Here is a 23678-nt window from a genome sequence, read left to right on the forward strand (position 1 = left end):
AACTTCAGTCGGCGTGATGAATAAAAGTTTGCCGACTGAAGTCGGCGGTACGGTGAGGCTTGCGAATGATTATCCTTTTTCAAGTGGCTTAAGGGCAAAATCGGTATTGGTAGCTAAAGGACCATCCGGTGCCATCCGGTACACATCTACCCGAAAGTTTCCGCCGGACGCAGAGCCGTTCATCAGCGTTATTATTTTCATGACGTCGAGGCCGGTGATTTTGGGGAGGACGCTGCCAAAACACATGAATATCACGAAGAGTAGTTGCTTCATCATCAATCTTTTTCGGGCGCGGCCGCAGGTGCAAGGGGAAGTAATTGAACGGGGATCAACCGGACCGGCCCTAAAAGCCCCGAAGCCACCAATGGATCATCCTTTTTGTAGAAGTCAGCGGTGGAGAAGGTCGCCCTCGGCCCGGGAGGCAGCGGCTCATTATTTATATACCAGTCCACCATCGGCTTGGTGACGTTGTAACCGTTGCGGTAACCCTCCCGGCTGTAGCCCGCGTCTTGCTGGGGGTAGCGTTCGTCGCCAATCAGTCTGTTGGCCCAGGTGTTCGTGACGGCAACCTCCAACTGGTTGTTGCCCGCCTTGACGTAGTCGGTTACGTCAACGGTGTAAGGTGGTTTCCATAGAATACGTACCGCCCGGCCGTTAATGGTGACCTCCGCCGCAATCTGGACGTCGCCCAAATCAAGGGTTAGCCGTTTGTCTTTTCCGAGGTAACCGGGTGGTACCTCGAAGTCTGTCGTGTAGGTCGCCGTTCCGGAGAAGTAGCGGATGGAATCGAGGGGGTGGTCTTTCCAGTCGGTGAGGGTGGTCATGGTTTGGGTGCCGCCGTAGCCGCCTCTGCGGTCAAAGTCGACGGACCAGATATTGTTCAGGGATAACACGGCGGGTAAGTCAGCCTGCGGGTATTTACGCGCTGCATCCTGAATTACGTAGTATTTCTCGGGAGAGGTCGCTACGAGATAAGGAGTGTTGTCTTCGCCTACGATTATTGGTGCGTGAGGACTGACGTAGTCAATCATGGTATTCAACTCCGAATTGTCTTCACGGAATACCACGAATACAGATTCATGAGCGGCTAACTTGATTTGCGTGTAGGTTCCCCGCTCGTAATCATTGAAAATTGCGGATTTCAAGATCTTCCCCGAGGCCGCATCCCATATTTCTGGAATCTTACCGGTGACCCGGAACATATAGGAGCCGTAAACAGAACTATCGCCAGGGTTATGAATGAAGTATATGTCGGTGTCTCCATCACGCCGATGTACATATTCCAAGGCGGTACTGTCTTGGGTGACAAAGTCCGCTTCTAGTCCTAGCTCGTTCATTACCTCAACTATGGAGGCCGATTTCCGTACATTCGGCATTGACCAGATAACTTTGGTCAGTTGGTCAAATTCCGCATGGTCCGCAGGCTGATTTTTATGGCCCATCAGTTCCTTGGGCTGTTCGCCCACAATCGGCACCCCCGCCTCCGCCAGCGCCTTGATTTTTCTCAGGGTAGCCAACGTCATCGTCCGGCTGTTCTCCAGCATCAGGATGCGGTACTCGGTTCCCTCAGGGAGGCTTACGATGGGGTCCCCTTCACCCCCATCGACGCGAGCACCTGCGTCTGCGCCCAAGCGCCCCTGTAGCACTTCGTCGTTCACGCAGTCGTAGTTGACGCTCCGGGGCAAGTGGACCGAAAGGTCATCCCGGCCTATAAAGCCGTTCGGCGAACCGTCCCCCACAAAGACCAGCACGTCCGACACCGGTACCCCCTGTCGCAACAGGTACTGCCCCCGGGCGATGTACTCGTTGAAGGCCTTGCCCGCATTGTTCCACCAGGTCTGGGTGCGGTCATAGTGGACGCCCCATCTATTCATCGTCATGCCGGGCGTAACCTTAGTGTTGGGCTGGTGGGCGAAACGGTGGAAGACGTATTCGTTAAAGCCGCGTGTCCAGTTCAGGTCGTTGTCGGCCTTCATTTCCGCCGGGTGAATGCCCCAGTTGCCGGCCCAGTCGAAGGCGGTAAAAGCCTCGGCCGAGACGATGTTTTTACCGTAAGTCCGCGCCGCCGAGACCGCGCTGCCGTAACGCCCGGTGGGGCGTTTGAGCCAGAACTCGCCCATCGGGATGTTCGCCCGGCCACCGGCGGCCAGGTTGTTGAGCGGACCGCCGCCGTAGGGCTCAACGTAGGTCTGCAGCCCGTCGGCATTAGCCAGCTCGGTGAAGTAAGCGTAGTAGTTATCGTTGAGCATGCGGGCGATCAAATTGCGAACGTCGCGCTGTACCCGATCGGCGGTCTCCGCCTCTCCGATGAGGCGGCCGGCGAAGAGCGGCAGGAAAGGCAGAATATCGTAGCCGTATTCCGTCAGGAAGGTATCCCGGAAACCCTGGGTCCAGTTTTGCCCACCGACCTCGTAGCTGTCGATCTCCACGAAACCTACGCTGCCGGGGGGCGAAGCCTTTACCACCTTGCCGACGTAGGCGTCGTAGTGGATCTTCAGCGGTGCCCGCCGCAATTTGTCGGCTTCCAGTCCGCGCCCGCTCGCCGAGGCGGGAATGTTGACCGCCCCGGTGGAGGTGTAGCCGAAGCGCATGATGGTCCACTCGCCTTTGGGGAGTTTGGCGGTGAGCCGACCGTCGGCGTCTACTTTATCGCTCAGGTCGATGACTTGTGTCGGGTCAATTGCCGGAATTGCCGGAAGCTGCTTCATTCGCCCGTCTTCGGTGCGGGCGAGCGAGCTACGGTCGAGCCAGTCGGGCATTCGGGGCACAGCACTGAGGCTGACCTCCCGCAGGTCTGCCCCCTTGGTCGTTACTATCCGGAAGTAGCGCGCGGTCAGGCCCGCGTGGGTGAAGGCCACGGCGTACTCGTGTTTGCCGGTGGTCCTGAGGCTCAGGTTGGCGGCTTCGGTCCAGTTATTGCCGTCGTCGGAAGTTTGCAGACGGAGCTCGGGCTTGAAGTCACTCAGCAGGTAGAGGGATCGGAGCGTAAAGGGCTGGGTGTAGCTGAACTGCACCCAGCCTTCTTCCCCCCGTGGCACTTTCAGTTGGGTGATACCTTCGTGGAGACCGTCGGTAAGCACGGTCAGGTCCGTTTTTGAGTCAGAGGCAATTACTTCGTATTCAGCCGCCGCATCAGCCAGCTCCTCCGGGCTGGCGGGCCAGGCGAGGGTGGCAATGTCTTCGTAGAAACCCGCCGTTACCTGGGGGTGGTTCAACTTTGCTTTTATCCTTCGCCCCTGCACCTGCGTCCGCGCCCAAACCACCTGCTTCATCGAGTTTTCCGGTGTGTTCCAGGGGCCGCCGCTACTGCTCCAGCCATCACAGTTGTGCAGGCCGAAGGTAAGGCCCAAACGCTGGCACTCCGCTGCCGCATGAGCCATGATAGAGGTGTGCTCGTCGGAGTTGAACTTGACGTCGCCAACGGGAATACCCTGAGTGACGTTGAAGACTAACACGCCGCCGATGCCAACTTCAGCAATGGCTTCCAGATCCTTGGTCATGCCTTCGGCCGACATGTTCTCGCTCATGACGTGGAGCCAGGTTTTGGGGCGAAATCCGGGAGCGGGGTTCTGAAATATTGCTTCGGAAAGCTGGGCGGTCAGGATGGTAGTCCAACCTATCATAAACACCAGCAGAAAACTAATTTTAGACATAGTGATTCGTATAAATCGTTGGTTGAGACGCTGAGCGTCGAATAAAAATTGGCATTCGACGCACAGCGTCTCAACCACGGTTAATCTTTTTTGGGCGCGGCCGCAGGTGCAAGGGGAAGTTCTTGTAGCGCAATGATTCGTACCGGTCCCTTCAGCCCCGAAGGGAGTAACTCATCGTCTGCATCATAAAAATCCGCCGTAGTGAAAGTCGTTCTTGGTCCGAGCGGAAGGGGCTCATTGTTGACGTACCAGGCTGGCATTTTCTTCCTGGGGTGGTAACCATCCATCTGATACCCACCGTCCTGCTTCGGATACCGCTCTTCGCCGATGAGGCGGTTGCTCCAAAGGTTGGTTACGGCAATTTTCAGGACGTTGTTGCCTTCCCTTAGCGCGTCGGTGACGTCCAACCGGAAGGGTTTCATCCACTGTACTCCCAGATTACGACCGTTGAGTTTTACTTCGGCAACGATGTCTACTTCACCCAGATCGAGATGGTAGGTAGCATTGCTGGTGGGGTGAAAGTCAAATTCCGTCCGGTAGTTTGCCGTCCCGGAGTAGTATTTGATTGCTTCTTCCGGACGTTCTTTCCAGTCAGTTAGTTCAGGAAAATCAACGGCGTGGCTAAAGCCTGCCTGATGCCCATAGGTCAGGGTCTGCTGCCGGGGGAAGGCAGTTGAGTTAGTGTTCGGGTACCGGCCAAACTTTCGGAAGATCACTTTCCACGGTTCATCAATGGGCCGGTAGCCGAGCACCCGCAGCTCCGACTTGTCCCACTGCTCAATAGCGAGGGGAGCCATCATCGGCAAATCATCGCGGAAGACTAAAAAGGCACTTTCCTCGCCCTCTAGCGCCAGGTGGATGCGGGTGCCGGTAGCTGTTGCGGCGTAACGACGGATGGGGGTGATGGCCCCGGTCAGCGGATTCCAGCGCTCGGGCCGCTTGCCCCGCACTCGTAGGTCGAGGAGGAGTGTATCGGGCGAGGAGCTTTCGTTAACGAGAAAGTAAATGTCAGTGGCCCCGACACGACGGTGTTCGTAGATGAGGCTGTCATTACCGGCCGCCCGAAGGTCGGGCGTCAGGTCGTGGTTCGCCAGGTGTGCTTCCCAGTCGCTTGCCGGGTGCAGGTGTGCGGCCAGTCGCTCGGCCAGTTCGGTAAAAGCGGCGTAGTCTTTTTTGGTATGACCGTAGCCCATTAGTGCTTTGGGGCGATCTCCAATGACGGTCACCCCGCTTTCGGCAATCTCCACCAGCCGCCGTAGGGTCGGCAAGCTAAGATGGTCACAGTTTTTCAGCGCCAGCAGCGGATAGTGGCCACCCTCCGGCAGGGTAATCGCCCCGTCGGCCAGTCCGGCGCGGTTGATGAGCACATCGGCGTTCACGTTGTCGTAGTTCAGCCACTTGGGGATGGCGGGGTCGAAGTCGTCCCACTTGAAGCGGGAGTTTGGCTTGCCGTCTCCGACGAAGATCATCAGGTCGGCCACGGGATGCCCCTGGCGCAGGAGGTAAGACCCCCGGGCGATGTAGCGGAACCAATCCTTGCCGGCGTTGTACCACCAGGTCTGGGTTCGGTCAAAGTGGAAACCCCAGCGGTTCATCGTCATCCCGGGCGTCACGTTGGGATTGGCCTGGTGGGCGAAGCGATGAAACATAAACTCGTTGATGCCCCGGGCCCAGGCGCGGTCACCGCTTAGTTTGGCCATGGCGGGGTTGCCCCGCCAGTTGATCTGGGGCGTGGAGGTGAACGACTCGGCCGAGACCACCGGCTTGCCGTAGATGTGGGCGGCGGAGACGGCGCTTTCCACCATTGTCATCTCGCGGTTCATCCAGAACTCGCCCATCGGCAGATCACAGGTGCCGCCGATGTCCAGATCGTTGAGCGGGCCGAAGCCGTAGGGTTCCACGTAGGTCTTCAGGCCGTCGGCGTGGCAGAGTTCGGTGAAGTAGGCAAAGTAGTTCTCGGTAATGAGGTCGGTGATGACTTCGCGGAAGTCGTGAAGAACTGCTTCGGACGCACCCTGCTCTCCAACCAATTTTGCACCTGCGGCCGCGCCCTTAACTGAGCTGGCCGAAGTACCCATAAAACGCCCCGCCACCAACGGAAGAAACCGGATCAGGTCGTAGCCCTTTCGCGCCCGGAAAATTGAATCGAATCCCGTTGTCCAGTTCTGCCCACCCGCCTCGTAGCTGTCGATTTCGACGTACTGCAGGGCGTTCGGTGCGACCGGGCTCGAGTTGTCCACCACCTTTCTGATGAAGGCATCGTAGTGGGTTTTAAAGGCCTGCCGGCTCATTTTGTCCACTTCCAATCCGCGGCCTTCCCAGCTGGCCGGGTTGTTAAAAGCTCCGGTGGAGGTCTGGCCGAAGCGGAGGACGGTCCAGTTGCCCGGTGGGAAGTCATAGGTCAGTACCCCGTCCTCGTTCATATACTCACTCAGATCGAGTACCTTGTCCGGATCAATGATCATGCCCGGCGGCGGCGTTCCGATGTCGCCAAAATCACTGTTTTCAGTACGGGCCATGGCTATGCGGCCCAGCGGATTTTCCACGAGGTAGGTCCGGCTCAAGGTCGCTTCCCGCAGCTCCACGCTTTCGCTGAATTGCAGACGGAAATAACGCGATTCTATGAAGTCGAAGTGATCGTTAACGGCCCATTCTCCCTTTCCTGTACGAACCTTGAGCAGCTCTCGTTCATCCTTCCAGGTTCGGCCTTCATCGGACGAAGTTTGCAGCATCACCGTCACGTGGCGGTCGGTGAATACGGCACTGGCCGAGCGAATTCTTGCCGGATGTTCATACCGAAACTCCAGCCAGGGAGCCGAAGCTTTTTTCTCCCCCAGGCGGGCTTCTGCGTCCAGCCGACCATCCGCTACGAGCTCCACGTCGAAAGTCGGGTCGGAAGCTGAGACAACCGGCTTTCTTTGCTCGTCTTCAAATTCGCTCCCCAGGCTGGGATAGGCCACCACTGCAATGTCCTCGTAATAATTTTCCCGCTTAGTCGGAAGGCCCAACTTTACCCCCTTCACCTCTTTCTCCTCTCCCCCTTTACCCCCTTCCCCTTGCACCAACTTTTCGCTCCACACCAGCATTTTCATCGACTCCTCCGGCTTCACCCAGGGCCCGCCACTACTGCTCCATCCGTCGCAGTTGTGGACGCCGAAACTCAGGCCGAGTCGCTCGGATTCCGCTGCGGCGTGGGCAATCATCTGGTGGTGACGATCGGAGTTGTAGACCACATCACCTACCGGAATGCCCTGGCTTACGTTGAAGAGCAACAGGCCGCCAATCCCGACTTCCGCCATAGATTCCAAATCTTTAGTCAATCCCTCCTTGCTCATGTTGGCGCTCATGGCGTGGAACCAGGTGCGCGGTTTGGCTTCGTCGGGCGGGTTGAGAAAACCAGTCTCCAGTTCCGCCGGACCCGGCACGGAAACCTTGCCAACCATTCGAACGCTCTCTCCTTCGCAGGCAAACACTCCCGTCAGGAAGGCGAGTAGTAAAACGGAGAAGCAACGTTGCATACTGGATGTGTCTAAGTTGGTCCGGGATTACTGGAGAATAATTTTGCTAACTCTTTTGCCTTCCCGGCCGGAGACCTGCAGAATGTAGGTGCCGGACTTCAGCTCCTCCAGATTGATGGCTTTTCCATTGAGTTTACCCGTTAGGAGTAATTGCCCCTGAAGGTTGAAGACGGAGAAATCACTGCTCGCTTCGGCGGAGGGGATGTTGAGCCAACCACTTGTTGGGTTGGGGAACACCCGTAGTGGGGAGGTGTTGGCGGGAGCGCCTGTGGCGGTAGTTCCTCCGCTCAGTTGGTAAGTCTTCATCCGCAGGGGTTGGGCTTCTCCTGCCCCCTCCTCCATCAGGTAGATATAGAGCTTGTCTTCCCGTATCACACCATTGAAGTGGCGATAATCCGGCCCCGTTGTTTCTTCCAGGATGGTGACCCAGTCGTTAGTGCCTTCCGGCGCGGCGCGGAAGATCAGTCGGTCACTTCGCCGGTCGACCACGACGACGTAGTCGTTGTAGGCCACCATCACGCCGTTGGGCGTCAGGATAGCGCCGCCACTGGCGCTGCTGAAGGCGGTGTCTGCAGCAGACTTCCAGTAATGGACGTTAATGTTATCTACCCGAACCAGTGCGTGCATGGCTCCGTTTTCGGTTTCCGTAAATTTGGGGTAGATCGTCGATCGGGGTCGGTCGGCTGTACCATAAGTAAGCGAAGGCGTCCCGATTTCGATATTATCGGGGTGCTGAAAGGGAATGGAGATTGGTTCGCCGTAGGCGTCCTTCCAGTTATTGGGGCCGTAGGGAGCTTCAGCGTAGGCCCAGTACAGGCCCCGGTTCAAATCAAATGTTTCCCGCAGCGTGCTGTTAGTGGCGTAGCGAATCTGGAAGCAGGCGTGGAACTTTCCGTTGAGAAACCGGCCACCGGTACCATAGGCGTTGTGGCGAAAGGGCAGCGGAATGCTGCCGTCGGAGAGTAGCTGATTGTCCGACCATTCTCCGTTCCGGTACAGCGTATACAAGATGTCGCCATTACCGGATCCACCGATGCGAAAACGGGCCGAAAGGCTGCCGTCGGGCGCGCGTCTTATGGAAGGATAGGTCGTGCGTTCGTAGTTGACACCGGGCCGCAGAAAGGTCCGTTTCGCCCGAAAGAGATCGAGGGAGAATTCCTCGTCGGGCACGAAGGCAGTACCCGGCAGGCTTACCGAGTAATTGAAGTGATTGTCGCCATAAGAAGCTGCAGTGTAAGAATGGATATCATAAATCAGGTGAATCGTACTGTCGGCTGTGCTGACGCCAACGACGGCTACGTTGTGTGAGTCTCCGATGGTGGAATCCTGCTGGTAGCCAATGTGACGATGCGGAAATTGGAGGTGCACCCACTCTGCACCAGGTTTATCTTCGCGGCGAGAGAGCATCAGGTTCCGCTTATCCATACCGCCTTTATACCAGGTGACGAACTGATAGCCGCCAGCTACATCAATGCAATCGCCATGGGGTGCGATCCGGCGGCCAAACTGATAGTCCACCCCGCGTTCGCTGCCGAAGTACAGACCGTCTTCGGCAACCACTGAGGATTCGATCTCCTCGATACTCAGTGACATTTGGGCGCAGACGCTGGTGCAGAGGAGGGTTAAAAGCAGGCTTGTGAATACAATTTTCATAGTCGATCGCTTAAGAATTAATGACGATACTGCTATGTGTCGGTTCACAGCATAATCAATATAACTTTACAGTTTAGTGAACAATGAATTTTTTCACTCTAGAGCTACCGTTTTGCTTTACGAAATAGACTCCTTTTGCTAAGTCCATCTTTATGATCTTTTCCGTTCCGCTTTTCAAAAGAATTCCTTTTGAATTGAATATTTCATATCCTTTCTGGCTTTCAATGTTAAAATATTCATTTTGTCCAACAGGATTGGGATATAGCACTAAGGATTCAGGACCTGACTCCATACTAATAATGTTGGAAAAACTGAATCTACCATCAATATCTACCTGTTTTATTTTGTAATACAAGGTCTGATTAGCCACCCGGGTATCTAAGAACTGATAGTCGTTTCTCCCGGCTTCATCTTCAACACGCCCAATGCTTTGAAAATCGCTAAGATCACTTCCTCTTAATATTTCGAAGTGGCTATTATCTGTCTGGTTACCAATTTCCCAGTTTAATTGATTCCCTGTCTTTATTTTCTCAGCACTGAAACTGATAAAATCAAGCGGTAATGCTACGCTGCATGATGTGGCTTGCCATACGCTTCGATTATCAGTTGCCAGAGCTGCACTATGTGTTACCGTTCCATCTTCATTATGGTATAAATATCTACCAGCGGTTCTGGACTCAAACCTATACGTATCATTAGCATCGTCGAAATGTATTGTCCAGGTTTTATCAGTATCGGCTGCTGGAGGTGGTTTTAGTGTACTGACAATTACGTAGGCTCCTCCCGGACCACCAGCACCCGGTGCACGTAGTATTCCAGTTCCCCCGCTTTCACTCTGGCTGTCTATATTATAAAACGCTCCACTTTCCACAAACGACCAATGTGTATTTTGAGCATCTCCGGAGTTTGACATAGTGACGGGCTGAGTACTTCCACCTGCAGCGGTTAAGAACTGTCCTGTTTCCACATTTATCAGATTAAAACAATCTCCGCTTATTACCAGATCTGGATTGTCGGCAACTTCTACCTTTTCGTAAGTAGTATTTGCCCATCTCATTTGAGCTCTACCTCCTCTTACACGATACACTCCATATCTAATACCTGATTCCAGTCCTCTTTCAGGTTCAGGAATATTCCAGTTAAAGGCTTCACCGCCTATCACGGCATCAGAATAGTGTACTTTTAAATTTGGATCATTGGGGTCTTCTCTAAAGCCTACCTCTAACTCAATGTCGACTATTTCATTTTTTGCTACGTTCTTAAGGAAGACAATAGATCTTCCGTCAGCCCCTGATCCTCCTCTGTAGTTGATCTGCTCTCTTACAATATTAAAAGATACTTGTACTTGGTTCCCATTACCGTCATCACCATAAACAGGCATTGCTAAATACAAACATATAGCAGGGTCTGCCGGGCCGCCTCCCCCTGTATGCTTCCCTTTAGTTTGCATAAGGTAGCTTCCATCCTGATTGGTCCCATCGGTGTCACCGACTTCAAGAATTCTTAAAGTGCCGGTAAATTTTGCATAGCTACCCACACCCGTAGCAACAGACCGGCTTAATGAGCGCTCTATTCTGGGTTGCAGTGTGTTTGGCGCATCCCAATGATTGGAATTATTCGTTATGTTGTAAACACCCCAGGTTTGGCCATAAACAGAACTCTCACTATAGTCTGAATAGCAGGTTCTGTCATCCGCAACTCCAACATTAACGGCGTCCGGGATGTCAACCTCACGGGTGTTGTCATTTTGGAATTCACCGGAAGCCGGGCAACTTAAATCTGGATTAGTATCTTCATCGGGCGCTATCCCCCCCACTGGATTTTGCACAAGGGGAATGAGTTTCCAGTTGCTCCTGTCATCCGTGTCTGAGACAGAAATGTGGGTTACCGTTCCATTTACTTCCTGATACAGGAATCGTCCTGCCGTTCTCGACTCAAATCTGTAGGTGTCATCGGTAGCGTTATGATATATCGTCCACGTTTTATCAGTATCTGCTGCTGGCGGAGCTTTTAAAGTACTAACAACTACATAGGCTCCTCCCGGACCACCGGCACCTGGTGCCCGCAGTATTCCAGTACCACCACTGACACTCTCACTATCTATGTTATAATATGCGCCACTTTCGATAAACGACCAATATGTATTTTGAGCATCTCCGGAGTTTGACATGGTGACGGGCTGACTACTTCCTGAAGCAGCAGTTAGAAATTCTCCCGTAGCGACATTTTGCAATCTGAAAATATCATCAGAAGGTGGTGAATCCTGCGCTGCCAAAAAAAATGAAAAGAGCGTAAAAAATAAAAGCAATAAACGACTAAAAGGAGTTTTCATATTTCTAATATTTTTGAACATACCCTCCCTGGTGGTGGAAAGTATATTACACTATAATATTTGCATGAATGCTGTAATGACCCGAAGAGGCAGCGCCCCCCCGTTAAAAAGAATTCACATTAACCTCCAACACATTCTTACCCGGCAGTAGCTGGACGGAGCCAAAGGCAAGTATTGCCTTTTTACCATTTACGCTGAGGGCCTGGTTATCTTTCAGTTTCAGGCTGAACTCCGCCACCATATTCGCTGGAATATGGATGGTATAGATCTGCTTTCGACCGTTGATGTACTCGTATTCTCCGATGATCGGTCCGCGCAACGTCGGCACCTTAATGGACGTCTTCTTCAGGCTCCCCAGGGCAGGGCGGATCGTAGCGATGCCGTAACCTGGCGTCTTGGGCTGAATCCCCCATAGCTGGCGGGGGATGATATTAGCCGGCACCGCTCCCCAGGCGTGGTTCCAGTCCAGGTTGGGTTTATACTTGAAGCCCCAGGCTTCCAGCGTCACCGTTGAGCCCTCCCGGATCATGTTGTACCAGTTACGGTCGCCAACCGTATCGGCCATCATTTGCAGGCCGTACTCATCCATGCCCGATTCGTAAATGGCTTCCATGAGGTACTGAGCGCCGTATACCGAGCAGGCCATGCCCCGGCTTTTGATGTATTCGCCTACGGATTTCTTGTAGGCATCGGGCACCAGGCCAAAGGCCAGCGGGAACATATTGGCGTGGATGGAGCTGTGGTCCGTCCCTTCCCCGTCTACGTAATAACCTTTTTTGCGGTCTAGCATAGTGTTGTTGACGGCGCGTTTGACGCGGAGGGCGCGCAGCTCGAAGTCGAGCGCGTCATCAGTTTTACCCAGCACACGGGCGAACTCAGCCATGATGCGCATATTGCCGTAGAACATTGCGTTGATCACCGTATTGTTGGGCATGAAGACGAAGCCGTCCCGCTCACCGGTCACTTCGGGGTTGCCCTGCCAGTTGGCGGAGGGCCAGTCGACGATGTCGCGAAGCTTGATTTTTCGCTCTCCGAAGCCGAGCTTTTTCATCAACTCCGGCGTTTGCCGCTCGGAGCTGACCATATCGTCTTCGCCCTGGAGTTCGAGGAGGGTTTTGTGCTTAAGCTCGTCGTAGTACTCGGCGATCAGTTCGGTATTGCCGGTGTACATATAGTCGGCGTGGAACATGAGCGCTACGTGCAACTGCCACTCGGTTGGCCAGGTAGGGTACTCCATGAAGTACTCGATGGTCCGGCGGCCAATGGCGTACTCGCGGTCGGTGGAGTAATGGCTGAGCTGCTGTAGGTAAGCGTCTGCTTCGTAGGGGATGCGTTCGCGCTCACCGTCGACGTAAAGGCCGGCGAAGGAGGTGGCCTTCATGCTGTAGCGGCACAGCTCCCAGATCTGGTTCAGGATGTCGTTGTCGGAGGTGAAGGAGCTGGCGTTTTCGTCCCAGTAAGTATAGTAAACGAGCTGGGTAAGGTCCTTGCTGTCAAAACCCCTCTTTGCACCTGCGCGCGCGCCGTAAATCTCGGCGTACCGGAAGGGCATCAGTACGGGAATGCTGTCCGGCAACTGCACGGCCAGTGGCTTGGTGTTACGCTCGTTGGCCACGATAGGCAGCTGGTAGGTGTGCGTACCTTTCTTGACTGCCAGTTCGATTTCCTGAGCGCGGATATGGCCGCCGGGCTTCATCTCGATCTTGCCATCGGTCAGTTTTTCACCGATGCGGATGGTCAGGGAGCCCTTGCGGCGGGCCGTGTAGGTAAGCTCCATGGTGGCGAAGCCATGCTTACCGAAGTCCACGAACCAGGCATCACCGCGCTGCTCTAGTTTTACCGGTTTGACGCGGTCCATCTGGAAGATATTACCGGTACTCAGATACTTGCCGCCGGTGTCGCCCTTCTCCCCTGCCCCGTCGCTGGAAAGCGCGATGTAGTTGTCGGTTTCCGTATCCACACCCCGAAATTGCTGCGGTTCGGAGTAGCGGGAGAGACGGTTGACGTCGTCCCAGATGCGGACCTTCCAGAAATAGGTTTCGTTTACGTCGAGCGCCGGGCCACGATATTCATTACCAAAATTTTGAGTGCTATTCACCTTTTGGCTGTCCCAGACGTCTCCGTGATTGGCATCGATGTTGGCGCGGGAAGAAGCGACCAGGATTTGATAAGACGACTGGAACTCTGCGCCCGTGGGCACCACCCATCCGAATTCAGGTTGGGGATCACGAAGCACAACGGTGGCCGGTTCACGGATGTATTCAATGGAAAGTTCCGTAGGAGCTGCTGAATAATCATCACTGTATTTGGCAATTAGTTGATCACACTTTTCACGTAAAGCATCAAGGGTAGTCCGGTGAGCAGGATTGCTGGCAAGGTTGTTTATTTCCTGCGGGTCGTCCCCCAGATGGTAAAGTTCTTCAGCCCGCTGATCGTCGACATACCGGAAGTATTTCCAATCCTTAGTACGAACGCCTTCGCTGGGGGGGATTTCATCAAAATTCCAGATGTGCTCGATCAGGACGGTGTCCCGGTCCGATAGTTTTTCAGTATTGCCGTTAACGACGGGAAGCAGGCTTTGGCCCTGATAGGAAGCGGGTTTCTGCGCGCCGGCCAGGTCTACGATGGTGGCAGGTACATCAATATTTAATGCCATGGCATCACTATCGATGTGCTTTTTTCCGCGGGGATCAAAGACGATGAGTGGTACCCGGACGGAATTGTCATACATCAGCCACTTCCCGGCTAACTGACGTTCGCCAAGGAAGTAGCCATTGTCGCCCATCAGGATGATGACGGTATTGTCGGCGATGCCTTTGGCCTCCAGCTGCTTGCGCAGCTTACCAATTTCCAGATCGATGCCAGACAGCATTCGGTAGTAGCCCTTCACGCTGTGTTGATACTTTTCGGGCGTGTCATAGCGCCAGGTCCAGCGGAGGCGGTTGAAGCCATCACGGACGGGTTTTGGCAGCAGGTCAAAATATTTTTGGGCGCCGAGCGCGGGTGCAGGGATGGTGGTAGAAGCAAGGAGCGGGGCCGTGGTTTCCTGCCAGAAATATTGCTTCTCCGCCCGGTCGTGGGCGTGCGGTGCACTGAAGTTGAGGGCAAGACAGAAGGGCTTGTCCGCCGTAGCATTCTTATCAATAAAGTCAAGCCCCTGCTGGCCGGTATAGCGGGTCAGGTGAACGGTGTCTCCGTTTAGGGTCTTGTAATAATAGCCCCGTTTATCGCTGAAGGCATTGTTGCGGTCGTAACCGTCGTATTCGTCGAATAGCTTGTTTTGCCCCTGGTAACGGATACCATACTTTCCGAAGAACCCGGTGTAATAGCCGGCATCACGCAGCACCTTCGGGTAGGCATAATCCATGTATTCATCACGGATGTCGCCCGTTTGAAAGTTGAAGCGGTGGGTCCGCTCGTAGACGCCGGATAGCAGGCTAGCCCGGCTTGCCGCGCAGATCGGAGTGGTGACCATGGCGTGATTGAAGTAGGTTCCAGACTCCGCCAGTTTATCCATTTCCGGAGTGTGGATCAGTTCGTTGCCAGCGTAGCCAATGGCATCAAAACGCTGATCATCGGTCAGGATAAAGATGATGTTTGGGCGGTCAGCTGACTGCGCGCTTAGCCCCTGAAAAAGGAAGAGGGACAAAAAAGAAACGATAAGTTTGGCAGATGTAGATTGCATGAATAATCTTTAGTTACTGTTGGCTTGGGTAAAGAAGAAAATAATCCAGAAACAGGCAATGGAAAAAAGCAGGGGGCAACATCCGAAAACGGCGACCAAACGATGGCCGGTAGATTTCGGGTTGCCCCCTGATTAGATGCGAAATTTAAAATTCGGCATCTATGAAAAACTTAATCGATCAAACAAAAAATAATAGTTCTACAGAGAGGATAACGACTATGGCAAGTAATCCTGAAGCATTGTTCTCCTCTCTTTTATGCAGTTGTGCATTAAGGCTTAATACGGCCGATTTCGGACATAGTCACGAATATGATGTCCTACGCCGTTACTAAACACGTAATTATGTTGACGGACTTGGGTTCCTCGTGCGTTACCCGGCAGTCCGTCGGCCCGGTTTATATTCATACGGAAGCGTTCATCCCGATTTGCGGAAATGATGCCTTCCTCCCCTGGAATCAACGTTTGAAAAAAGTAGTGAACCAGCAGTACGGGAAGAGCATCTGGTCCCTGGTCTACGTAAGCATCAATGATGTGGTACCGTAAGATGGTCCGCAACCGATCTATCCCATCAGTATCTAGGCTATCGATGGCGTCTACGCCCAGTACTGCGAATATCTCACCATTGGCCGTGAACGCTTCGTTGTTCAACATCAGAAAAGTACGCCGATCATTAGGGTCGTTGTATTCGTCTTCCAGGCCAGTTGCCTCGATAGCACTGACCATGATGTCGAAGTTGACCCTACTGTTACTGGGATTAACCGATTCAGGACTACGCATCCACTCAAGCACCGTCTGATCTTCGAAAGTGACCAACTCGCCGATTTCGGATTCAAATTCAAATTTGGGTTGTACCGGTAGGTCGCAGCCCGTAACGAAGCATAGCAACACGAACATGGCAGCTACCCCACGAAGTATAGCAAAAGTATTTTGCATGATTATTTTTTTTGCGTTAAGAAAAGGAGGGAGCCGGGTTAGTACCCAGGATTTTGGACAAGGTTAGGATTATCGATCAGGTGGCCTTCCCAGATCGGGAAGAGCAACAGATCGTCTGGCACTTGGCCAATGGTGTCTAGTGCGACGTTTACTTTATCCGTCATGCGCAGGTCCCACCAGCGGTCGCCTTCGGCGAATAGCTCGAACTGCCGCTCGTCAAGGATAAAAATTTCGCGGGTATCGAGATCGCCGCCCAGCTCTTCGGTGCTTACCAGGGGAAGAGAACGGGCGGTACGGACTTCGTTAACGAGCGCCAGCGCCTCATCTACGTTGCCGAGACGGTTTTCGGCGAGAGCTTTCAGCAACAGGATCCCAGAGTAACGGTAAACGGGGATGTTGGTATCATCATCCTGACCGTTGAAGTTCAGTTTACTATACTTAGCTACCCGAGCTTCTCCGAGTGCGCGGTCTTCACGGGTAAAGTAGTACCGGAAATCACCCACTACGGAGTCTCCATTAACCACAACCGTCGGCGGCTCAAAATCGGGGTATTTTTCGGTCCATTCTTCGGCAGTTATGGGGAAGCGATCAATCCACTTGTTTTCTGCTTGTGGAGAGATGAAGAAAGAAGGAATACCCGCAAAGAACAGGGAGTAATTACCAGCGGCTCCATTACCGTCTTCCAACAGATCATAGCGAATACTAAAAATTAGCTCCGGGCCAACCTGAAATTTACCCAGATTGAGGTCGTTCAGGAACAGTTCCTGCCAGGCTTGGTTACTCGTTACCAGGTCATACTCGTTCAGGTCGATTAAGCTTTGTAGCGCAGCGTTGGCCTTCTCGTAGTCTTTAATCCACATATACACGTGGGCCTGAAAAGCGAGAATACTGGCGCGTGAGAAGCGGAACTCCCTGGAGGGAATACTGATGAGCTCTGCGGCCCGCAACATATCCGGGAGAACGACTTCATTCAGAATGGTCTGTCCATCCGTCATTGGGAGCGTAATGTCCTGGTCTAAACCATTAATCGGCTCCAGAAAAAGTGGCGCGCCACCCCAAACCCGAACGGCGTCGAAGTAGGCGTAGGCACGCAGTGCATAAGCTTCTCCCAGAAGATTGTTGTCCACTCCGGATATCGTAGGGATCTGCTGAATGGCGAGATTGGCCCGGCCGATCATCCGGTACATATCGTTCCAACGGAGGGCGGCAGTGTTTCCCGGGGATAAAGTATTAGTAACCAGCTCACTGTTAGCGCCAGAAACACGGTCACTGCCAATGTGGTTATCACTACGGAATTCACCCCAGAGATAGTGCTTAGTACGATAGGTCGACTGCATGGCGTCGTAGATCGCCGCTACGCCACTTTCTGCGTCACCGGGTGTTTGCCAGAATTGGGCATCACTGACCTGGGAAAAAGGCTGCTCATCGAGAAAATCGTCACAAGAAGTGTATGCAAGTGACAGGAATATAATAGTAAGTACCACTGGTACTTTAAATGGAGATTTCATTTTTACTGATTAGCTTTAACTAATAAAATGGGATGGGATGGGCTTAGAACCGCGCTTGCAAACCGAAGATATACTCCGTTGTGCTGGGGTAGCGCAGGAAATCGAAACCGGGCTGCAGGGCATTGCCACGGGTATTCAGTTCCGGGTTGTAGCCCGTGTACTCCGTCCAGGTTACAGGGTTGTTTACCGCCAGGGTCAGGCGAACACTATTGATCCAATCGGCTTTGCCGAGAATACTTTGTGGCAAGCTGTATCCGACCCGGATACTGCGCAGCTTGACGAAGTCTCCGGAGCTGACCATTTGTGAATTGGGGTTCAGCCGGTTTTGAGGACGGCGGCGGTCCATGCTAGGCCACTCAGTTACGTCTCCCTGCTGGAGCCAGGCTCCTTCGATACGCTCGGGGCTAGGCGTACGCCCAAAGGAGTTGTTGAAGTTACGCAAGTTGTCATAAGCACGAAAGATGTCGTTGCCAAAATTGTAGTCGAACAGCACTCCGAGCGACACACCAGCGTAGGTGAACTCGTTGAAGAATCCACCAAATACATCGGCGTAACCATTGCCGATCACCTGACGGTCGAAGGAATTGATGAGGAAGTTGCCATCCAGGTCGTCCCAGATGATGTCTCCACCTCTCAGCACTGTGTTGCCGAAGCGCAGTTGGTTAACCTCTCCGGTAAATTCGGAGCCATTCAGCGTATAGTTGACAAACTCTCCGGCATCGTTGAAATTCGGGGTCAACTGGACGCCGTCGGGCGTGAATGCGTTGGATTCGTCGTAAGCGAATACACCGTTGTTGACGTAGCCGAACATATTGCCGAGGGGTTCTCCTTCTTTAATGATGAAGTTTCCGTCCTCGAAGCCATCGTCATCGGCAAGGTCAAGTACTTTATTATCGTTCGTCGCAATATTGAAACTGGTGAACCACTTAAATTTGCCCGTATTGATAGGGGTACCACTCAAAGTAAGTTCGACACCACTGTTTTCTATGGAACCGATGTTTTGACGAACAGCACCAAAGCCCGACTCTTCCGGGAGCGGAACGTCGTACAGCAAATCATCAGTTGTCTTGCGGTAGATGTCCAACGTTACGCCCGCACGGCCCTGGAAGAATTCGAGGTCAAGGCCATAATTGAGCTGCTCGGTACTTTCCCAGCCCAGATTAGGGTTGGAAAGCTGGGTTGGAGCAACGCCGTTTACACCACCGTAAATGAAGCCGGGGCTGTACAGCAGGCGGGCATCGTAGTTACCAATACGCTCATTACCGGTGATGGCGTAACCAACACGTACTTTGAAATCGGAAACTACATCGCGTAGGCCGTCCCAGAAAGGTTCGGCGGAGAGACGCCAGCCAGCGGACACTGAGGGGAAGTTACCGTAGCGGCGGTCAGCACCGAAGCGAGAGGAACCATCCCGACGGACGGTTGCGGCAAAGAGGTATTTACCGTCAAAATTGTAACTCAGGCGACCATAGAAAGAGGCTAGAGCGTGTCCTTGACGGGTTGTAGTTGTTGCACCCAAGTTGACTTCCGCGACGTTATTGAACGTTTCTACCAAGTCAGAAGCAAAAGACACAGCCTGAAGGCGGGAGAATTCAATATTCCACTTTTGAATCTGGGTACCAGCTAGTGCGGTAATTCTGTGCTTGCCGAACGATTTTTTGTAGGTCAGGTAGTTTTCCTGCTGGATGTCATGCGTCAGGTCTTGTAACTCCGAACCAGTAGCCGGACGACCTGGGCGCTGCACGATCAGCGGATCGAAGTTATTCCGCTTACGGAAGCGGAAATTGATGCCTAAAGTCGACCGTAGCGACAGGTTTGGGGTTATCTTAAATTCGACATAATTGAACAGATTGGCGCGAAAGTTTCGATCGTCGCGCCGTGTTTCCAGGGCTTCCGCTAAGGGGTTTTGACGACCGAAGGTTTCGGGGAAAAGTTCGCCGTTGAAATCCCGTACCGGCAGGTAAGCTGGGCGCTCTGCTAATTGGCGGAGTACTGAAGATTCGTTAAGGCCCTTGCGGAACTCATAAGAAGCGTTCAGGCGCGTTCCGGCGCTGAATTTATTGCCAAGATCAAAATCTACGTTCAGGTTAGAGTTGTACCTGCGATAAGAGCTGTTAAAGATGATCCCCTCCTCATCCACAATACCTGTATTCCAGTAAAACTTAGTTTTTTCTCCACCGCCGCTAAGCGCGAGGTTGGTTTGATTACGTACGGCCGTTTGCGTGAGTAAATCCTGGATATCAACTTCCTGCTGGAAACGGGTGCTTAGGGAATCAACATCCGTTTCACTTGGCACCCCTCCATTGCGGCCAGTCTCAAAAAGCTGACGCTGGCGGGTATTCGACACCGGAAGTAAGCGGTAGAGTTCGCTCAAAGTGGTGTTATGGGTCAACTCAACGGAAACACGACCAGCCTTACCCTGTTTAGTAGTGATGATGACAACACCATTGGCGGATTTTGATCCGTAGATGGCCGCCGATGCGCCGTCCTTCAATACCTCGATGGAGGCAATGCTGTTGGGGTCCAGGTTGTCGATGTTTTCGAGTTGCTGGCCGTCTACTACGTAGAGGGGGCCTACACCACCGGATAAAGTAGAGGTACCCCGAATCCTGATGTCAGTGCCTTCTCCCGGGCCACCGCCACCAGTGATCTGAACACCCGACAGACGACCCTGAATAGCGTCGAAGGCGCTTACCGGAGTGTTTTGGGCAATATCTTCTGTCTTAATAGAGGCAATCGACCCTAGCACGTCGCGTTTTTTCTCGGAGCCGTAACCGATTACGACCACTTCATCCAAAAGTTCTGCATCACTTTCCAGGATTACGTTAATGACTGATTGCGAGCCAACTTCTACTACTTTTGCTGCGAAGCCAGTATAGGAGAAACGAACTTTCTGTTCCCCCGCAGGGCTAAGGGTGAAGTTATAGTTCCCGTCAAGGTCCGTCACAACACCACTGGATGTACCAACTTGTACAACACTAACGCCAATAAGCGGATCGCCATCAGCAGAATTAACGGTGCCGCTAATGCTTTGCTGAGCGGAAAGGGAAAAGCTGAAAAGAAGACCACAAAAAAGCATAAAACTGAGGCTGAAACCTTCTCGAATTCGTACCCCGGGTTGGAGCCTTCTTAGTTGATTTTGCATGACTAGTATGTTAAGTGTAAATAGTAAAATCCATCAGGCTAGAAGAACTGAAATCATTCTCTGGCTCTAATTTGTTCCGTAAATAAAGTAGTCCAAGTAGTTTAGTGCCATCCTGTACCATCCTGTTTTTACTGATTGTAGGGCGGTATTTAGCGATTAATGTGTCTAACAGACACATTAATCGCTAAATTGGCTGTCAAGTATGTAAACCATAAGCTACGCTCCCTAGGTTTTAGCTCTTGTTATTCTAAAGGTTCATCATGAAGGGGTGAATTTTCGCCTTGCCTTAAGACGGGCTAAAGTCAGAGCCTGCTTGCTGCAACAGAATTCCCGGGTAGCACGTAAATCAGGTTGCTTTACCAATGGGGGTATTCCGCTCTCGGCGGCTTAGCCACCAGCGATCATAACGAATCAAACGCACAAGGCTGAGTAAGCGCGCCCGCGACCAAGTACGGCTTGTCGATCAAAGCAATGGATAATCGTAACTTCCCATCTGAAAAAAATGCTATGTCAGCCAAAAGCCTACTCTTTTCGATACTCCTTTGCTTCACTTTACCACTTTCTGCACAGGTAAAAACAGTCTTTTCCCAACGGGATGTCTTCGACCTTGAATGGGTCACGTCACCAGAGATTTCTCCGGACGGAAAATTGATAGTCTATCAGCGTCGGGGAATGGACATCATGAAAGACCGGCGCACTTCGCGTTTGTGGCTGATGCAAGCCGACGGAAGCGGGCACCGCAAATTGACTAATAACGACATAAATGAGTCGGCTGCCGTGTGGTCACCTGACGGAAGTCGTTTAGCCTTCGTTAGCAGTAGTGACCAAGGCTCGGAAATTTACGTTTACTGGTTGGAAGCGGGTGTAATGGCACGGCTTACGCAACTGGATCGATCTCCCTCCGGATTGAGTTGGTCGCCGGACGGCAGTCAATTGGCATTTTCCATGCTCGTTCCGGGAAAGGAGCTTCAGTTGGTGAGCGGACTACGGCCACCAAAAGGTGCCGACTGGGCCGCCGCGCCGCGGGTGACCACCCGCCTGAAGCACGAGGCTGATGGTTCAGGTTATCTGGAGGCTGGCTTCCGGCATTACTTCGTTATCTCTGCTGAAGGTGGCAGCGCCCGTCAGGTAACCTCCGGAGATTTCGACCACCGGGGAACACCGCAGTGGACACCGGACGGGGCAGCGCTGATCTTCTCTGCCAATCGGGTAGCCGATTGGGAACATCGGTTCCGGAACTCCGAAGTTTATCGCCTTGAACTGGACAGCGGGACGATTACAGCGCTTACGGAACGCGACGGCCCGGATCACAGCCCCCAAATTTCCCCTGACGGAAATAAGATACTTTATCTGGGATACCCCGACAAGAAGCAGACTTACCAGCTTACCCGACCCTACCTGATGAACAGTGACGGTTCCGGGAAAAAAGAAATTTGTCTTGATCTTGACCGATCGGTGAGCAATCTGACGTGGTCAGCTGATGGTAAGGGCTTCTATTTTCAGTACGATGACAAAGGTACTTCGCTGGTAGGCTACGGTACATTAGGGGGAGAGCATAGAAAGTTAGTAGAGAGCGTCGGTGGAACCGCCGTGGCGCGTCCGTACAGCGGCGGGTCCTTTTCTGTGGCTAAGGATGGGAGTATTGCCTTCACCCTGACCAGCCCCTACCACCCGGCGGAACTGGCGGTAAAGCGGGCGGGGAGCGAAACACCCTTGCAGCTTACGACAGTCAGTCAACAACTGCTCAAATACCGTAAATTGGGGAAGCTGGAGGAGGTGTGGTATACCTCAAGTGTTGACGGCAGAGATATTCAGGGTTGGGTGGTTTACCCTCCTGATTTTTCTGAAGACGCGGTATATCCTATGTTGGTAGAAAACCATGGCGGGCCAATTGCCAGCTACGGGCCACACTTTTCTCCCGAAGTGCAACTATACGCCAGCGCGGGTTTTGCGGTCTTCTACCCAAATCCACGGGGAAGTACCAGCTACGGTGAAGAATTTGGCAACCTGCTTTACCACAATTACCCTGGAGAGGATTATAATGACGTGATGGACGGGGTTGATGCATTGCTTGAACGTTCTTATTTTGCGGAGGACAGTCTTTTCGTAACGGGGGGCAGCGCTGGTGGTATTATGACTGCCTGGATGATTGGTAAGAACAATCGCTTCCGATCGGCAGCGGTCATTAAGCCCGTCATGAACTGGATAAGTAAGACCCTGACGGCTGATAATTATTATGGATATGCTTACACCCGTTACCCCGGTCAGCCCTGGGAGAACCCGATGGAATATTGGAAGTTCTCCCCCATATCTCTGGTGGGCAAGGTGGAAACGCCGACATTGGTGATGGTTGGCGAAGCGGATCTTCGCACGCCGCTATCGGAAGCCAAGCAACTGTACCACGCGCTAAAGCTTCGGAAGGTCGAGACTGCGCTGGTGGAGGTACCGGGGGCTTACCATTTCATTGCAAACCGTCCAAGTCAATTGATTACTAAAGTGGATCATATCGTGGCCTGGTTTAACCGTTATAGAAAGTAGCTCGCTTTTTGATAACTGAGGTTCATGCATTAGAGGTAATGAACAAAACTGACGCGACAGATAAGTTCATATCAAGCGTACAGCCCTCTGGCAATTAGTTCACTCTTTCCATAGGAAGCCCCCTGATTCAGCTTATGGATTAGTGGACCACAAAGCTGCACCCTTAAGCATCGCTCTTCAGGGGAGTTTTAGACCTGCGACAATTAAGTCGGCAAAATCCTCTGGCTGAAGAACGCTATCGTGAGAACCTTCATTGGCAAAGCCCAGCTCTATGGTCATGTCTGATTCTATAGTGCTTGGAGTTAAGGTGTTTACCCTGATATTGTTTTTTCGAACTTCTTTCATCAGCGATTCGGAAAGGCCAATAACCGCGAATTTCGAAGCTGAATAGGCGGACACATTTGCATTGCCATTCAGTCCTGCAGTTGAGGAGACATTAACTATATCCCCTTCGTTCTTCGCTAATAAATATGGCAGAATTTCTTTGGTGACGTAATACATCCCCATCAGATTAGTTTGAATGATCTGAGTCCAAAGACTGACTTCCATCTCATTAAAGGAACCTACCGCTGCTATTCCAGCGTTGTTCACCAGAATATCGACACCCTCCAGCCTCTTAGAGCGTGTCTAAAATTATGATTTCTTCGATATAAAGGCTGTCAGTCGTATTTTGTAAGTCGCCAAACTATACAGAATATGACCAAGCAGTGGGC

The 23678-nt window shown here is 52.7% G+C and carries 10 protein-coding genes and 1 pseudogene; 1 reads left to right on the forward strand and 10 read right to left on the reverse strand.

The window, feature by feature from the left end; all coding sequences use genetic code 11:
• Positions 1–69: 69 nt before the first annotated feature.
• From BM123_RS06625 to BM123_RS06665, 9 genes are all read right to left on the reverse strand, one after another.
• Positions 70–273: a hypothetical protein gene (locus tag BM123_RS06625; protein ID WP_090166537.1), complete on the reverse strand. Its 204-nt coding sequence runs from the start codon at positions 271–273 to the stop codon at positions 70–72.
• A 2-nt stretch (positions 274–275) separates the two neighbouring features.
• Positions 276–3653 carry a glycosyl hydrolase gene (locus tag BM123_RS06630; RefSeq protein WP_090166539.1) on the reverse strand — a complete coding sequence of 1126 codons (3378 nt, stop codon included), beginning with the start codon at positions 3651–3653 and terminating at the stop codon, positions 276–278.
• An 80-nt stretch (positions 3654–3733) separates the two neighbouring features.
• Positions 3734–7171: a glycosyl hydrolase gene (locus tag BM123_RS06635; protein WP_090166541.1), complete on the reverse strand. Its 3438-nt coding sequence runs from the start codon at positions 7169–7171 to the stop codon at positions 3734–3736.
• Positions 7172–7198: 27 nt separating this feature from the next.
• Complete coding sequence (locus BM123_RS06640; RefSeq protein ID WP_090166543.1) at positions 7199–8824, reverse strand: BNR-4 repeat-containing protein; 1626 nt, start codon at positions 8822–8824, stop codon at positions 7199–7201.
• Between the two features lie 73 nt (positions 8825–8897).
• Positions 8898–11156, reverse strand: a complete 2259-nt coding sequence (locus tag BM123_RS06645) for a T9SS type A sorting domain-containing protein (protein ID WP_175489268.1) — start codon at positions 11154–11156, stop codon at positions 8898–8900.
• A gap of 103 nt (positions 11157–11259) precedes the next feature.
• Positions 11260–14841: a sulfatase-like hydrolase/transferase gene (locus BM123_RS06650; protein ID WP_090166547.1), complete on the reverse strand. Its 3582-nt coding sequence runs from the start codon at positions 14839–14841 to the stop codon at positions 11260–11262.
• A gap of 276 nt (positions 14842–15117) precedes the next feature.
• A complete protein-coding gene (locus BM123_RS06655) occupies positions 15118–15774 on the reverse strand; it encodes a fasciclin domain-containing protein (protein WP_090166549.1) in 657 nt (218 codons plus the stop codon).
• Between the two features lie 38 nt (positions 15775–15812).
• Positions 15813–17282, reverse strand: coding sequence for a RagB/SusD family nutrient uptake outer membrane protein (locus tag BM123_RS06660; protein WP_090166551.1), 1470 nt, complete (start codon positions 17280–17282; stop codon positions 15813–15815).
• A gap of 43 nt (positions 17283–17325) precedes the next feature.
• Complete coding sequence (locus tag BM123_RS06665; protein WP_090166553.1) at positions 17326–20427, reverse strand: SusC/RagA family TonB-linked outer membrane protein; 3102 nt, start codon at positions 20425–20427, stop codon at positions 17326–17328.
• Positions 20428–20934: 507 nt separating this feature from the next.
• Between BM123_RS06665 and BM123_RS06670 the strand changes: the two genes are divergently transcribed.
• Positions 20935–22965, forward strand: a complete 2031-nt coding sequence (locus tag BM123_RS06670) for a S9 family peptidase (protein ID WP_090166579.1) — start codon at positions 20935–20937, stop codon at positions 22963–22965.
• Between the two features lie 177 nt (positions 22966–23142).
• On the opposite strand, the pseudogene BM123_RS06675 reads toward BM123_RS06670, so the two are convergent.
• Positions 23143–23577, reverse strand: a pseudogene (locus BM123_RS06675) (SDR family NAD(P)-dependent oxidoreductase); the annotation flags it as partial.
• Positions 23578–23678: the final 101 nt, after the last annotated feature.

The organism is Neolewinella agarilytica, from assembly GCF_900110645.1.
In the GTDB taxonomy this organism is placed as follows: Bacteria; Bacteroidota; Bacteroidia; order Chitinophagales; family Saprospiraceae; genus Neolewinella; species Neolewinella agarilytica.

Coding starts and splice junctions, on each gene's coding strand:
- BM123_RS06625 (WP_090166537.1), bottom strand. CDS start 273: ATGAAGCAACTACTCTTCGTGATATTCATGTGTTTTGGCAGCGTCCTC.
- BM123_RS06630 (WP_090166539.1), bottom strand. CDS start 3,653: ATGTCTAAAATTAGTTTTCTGCTGGTGTTTATGATAGGTTGGACTACC.
- BM123_RS06635 (WP_090166541.1), bottom strand. CDS start 7,171: ATGCAACGTTGCTTCTCCGTTTTACTACTCGCCTTCCTGACGGGAGTG.
- BM123_RS06640 (WP_090166543.1), bottom strand. CDS start 8,824: ATGAAAATTGTATTCACAAGCCTGCTTTTAACCCTCCTCTGCACCAGC.
- BM123_RS06645 (WP_175489268.1), bottom strand. CDS start 11,156: ATGAAAACTCCTTTTAGTCGTTTATTGCTTTTATTTTTTACGCTCTTT.
- BM123_RS06650 (WP_090166547.1), bottom strand. CDS start 14,841: ATGCAATCTACATCTGCCAAACTTATCGTTTCTTTTTTGTCCCTCTTC.
- BM123_RS06655 (WP_090166549.1), bottom strand. CDS start 15,774: ATGCAAAATACTTTTGCTATACTTCGTGGGGTAGCTGCCATGTTCGTG.
- BM123_RS06660 (WP_090166551.1), bottom strand. CDS start 17,282: ATGAAATCTCCATTTAAAGTACCAGTGGTACTTACTATTATATTCCTG.
- BM123_RS06665 (WP_090166553.1), bottom strand. CDS start 20,427: ATGCAAAATCAACTAAGAAGGCTCCAACCCGGGGTACGAATTCGAGAA.
- BM123_RS06670 (WP_090166579.1), top strand. CDS start 20,935: ATGTCAGCCAAAAGCCTACTCTTTTCGATACTCCTTTGCTTCACTTTA.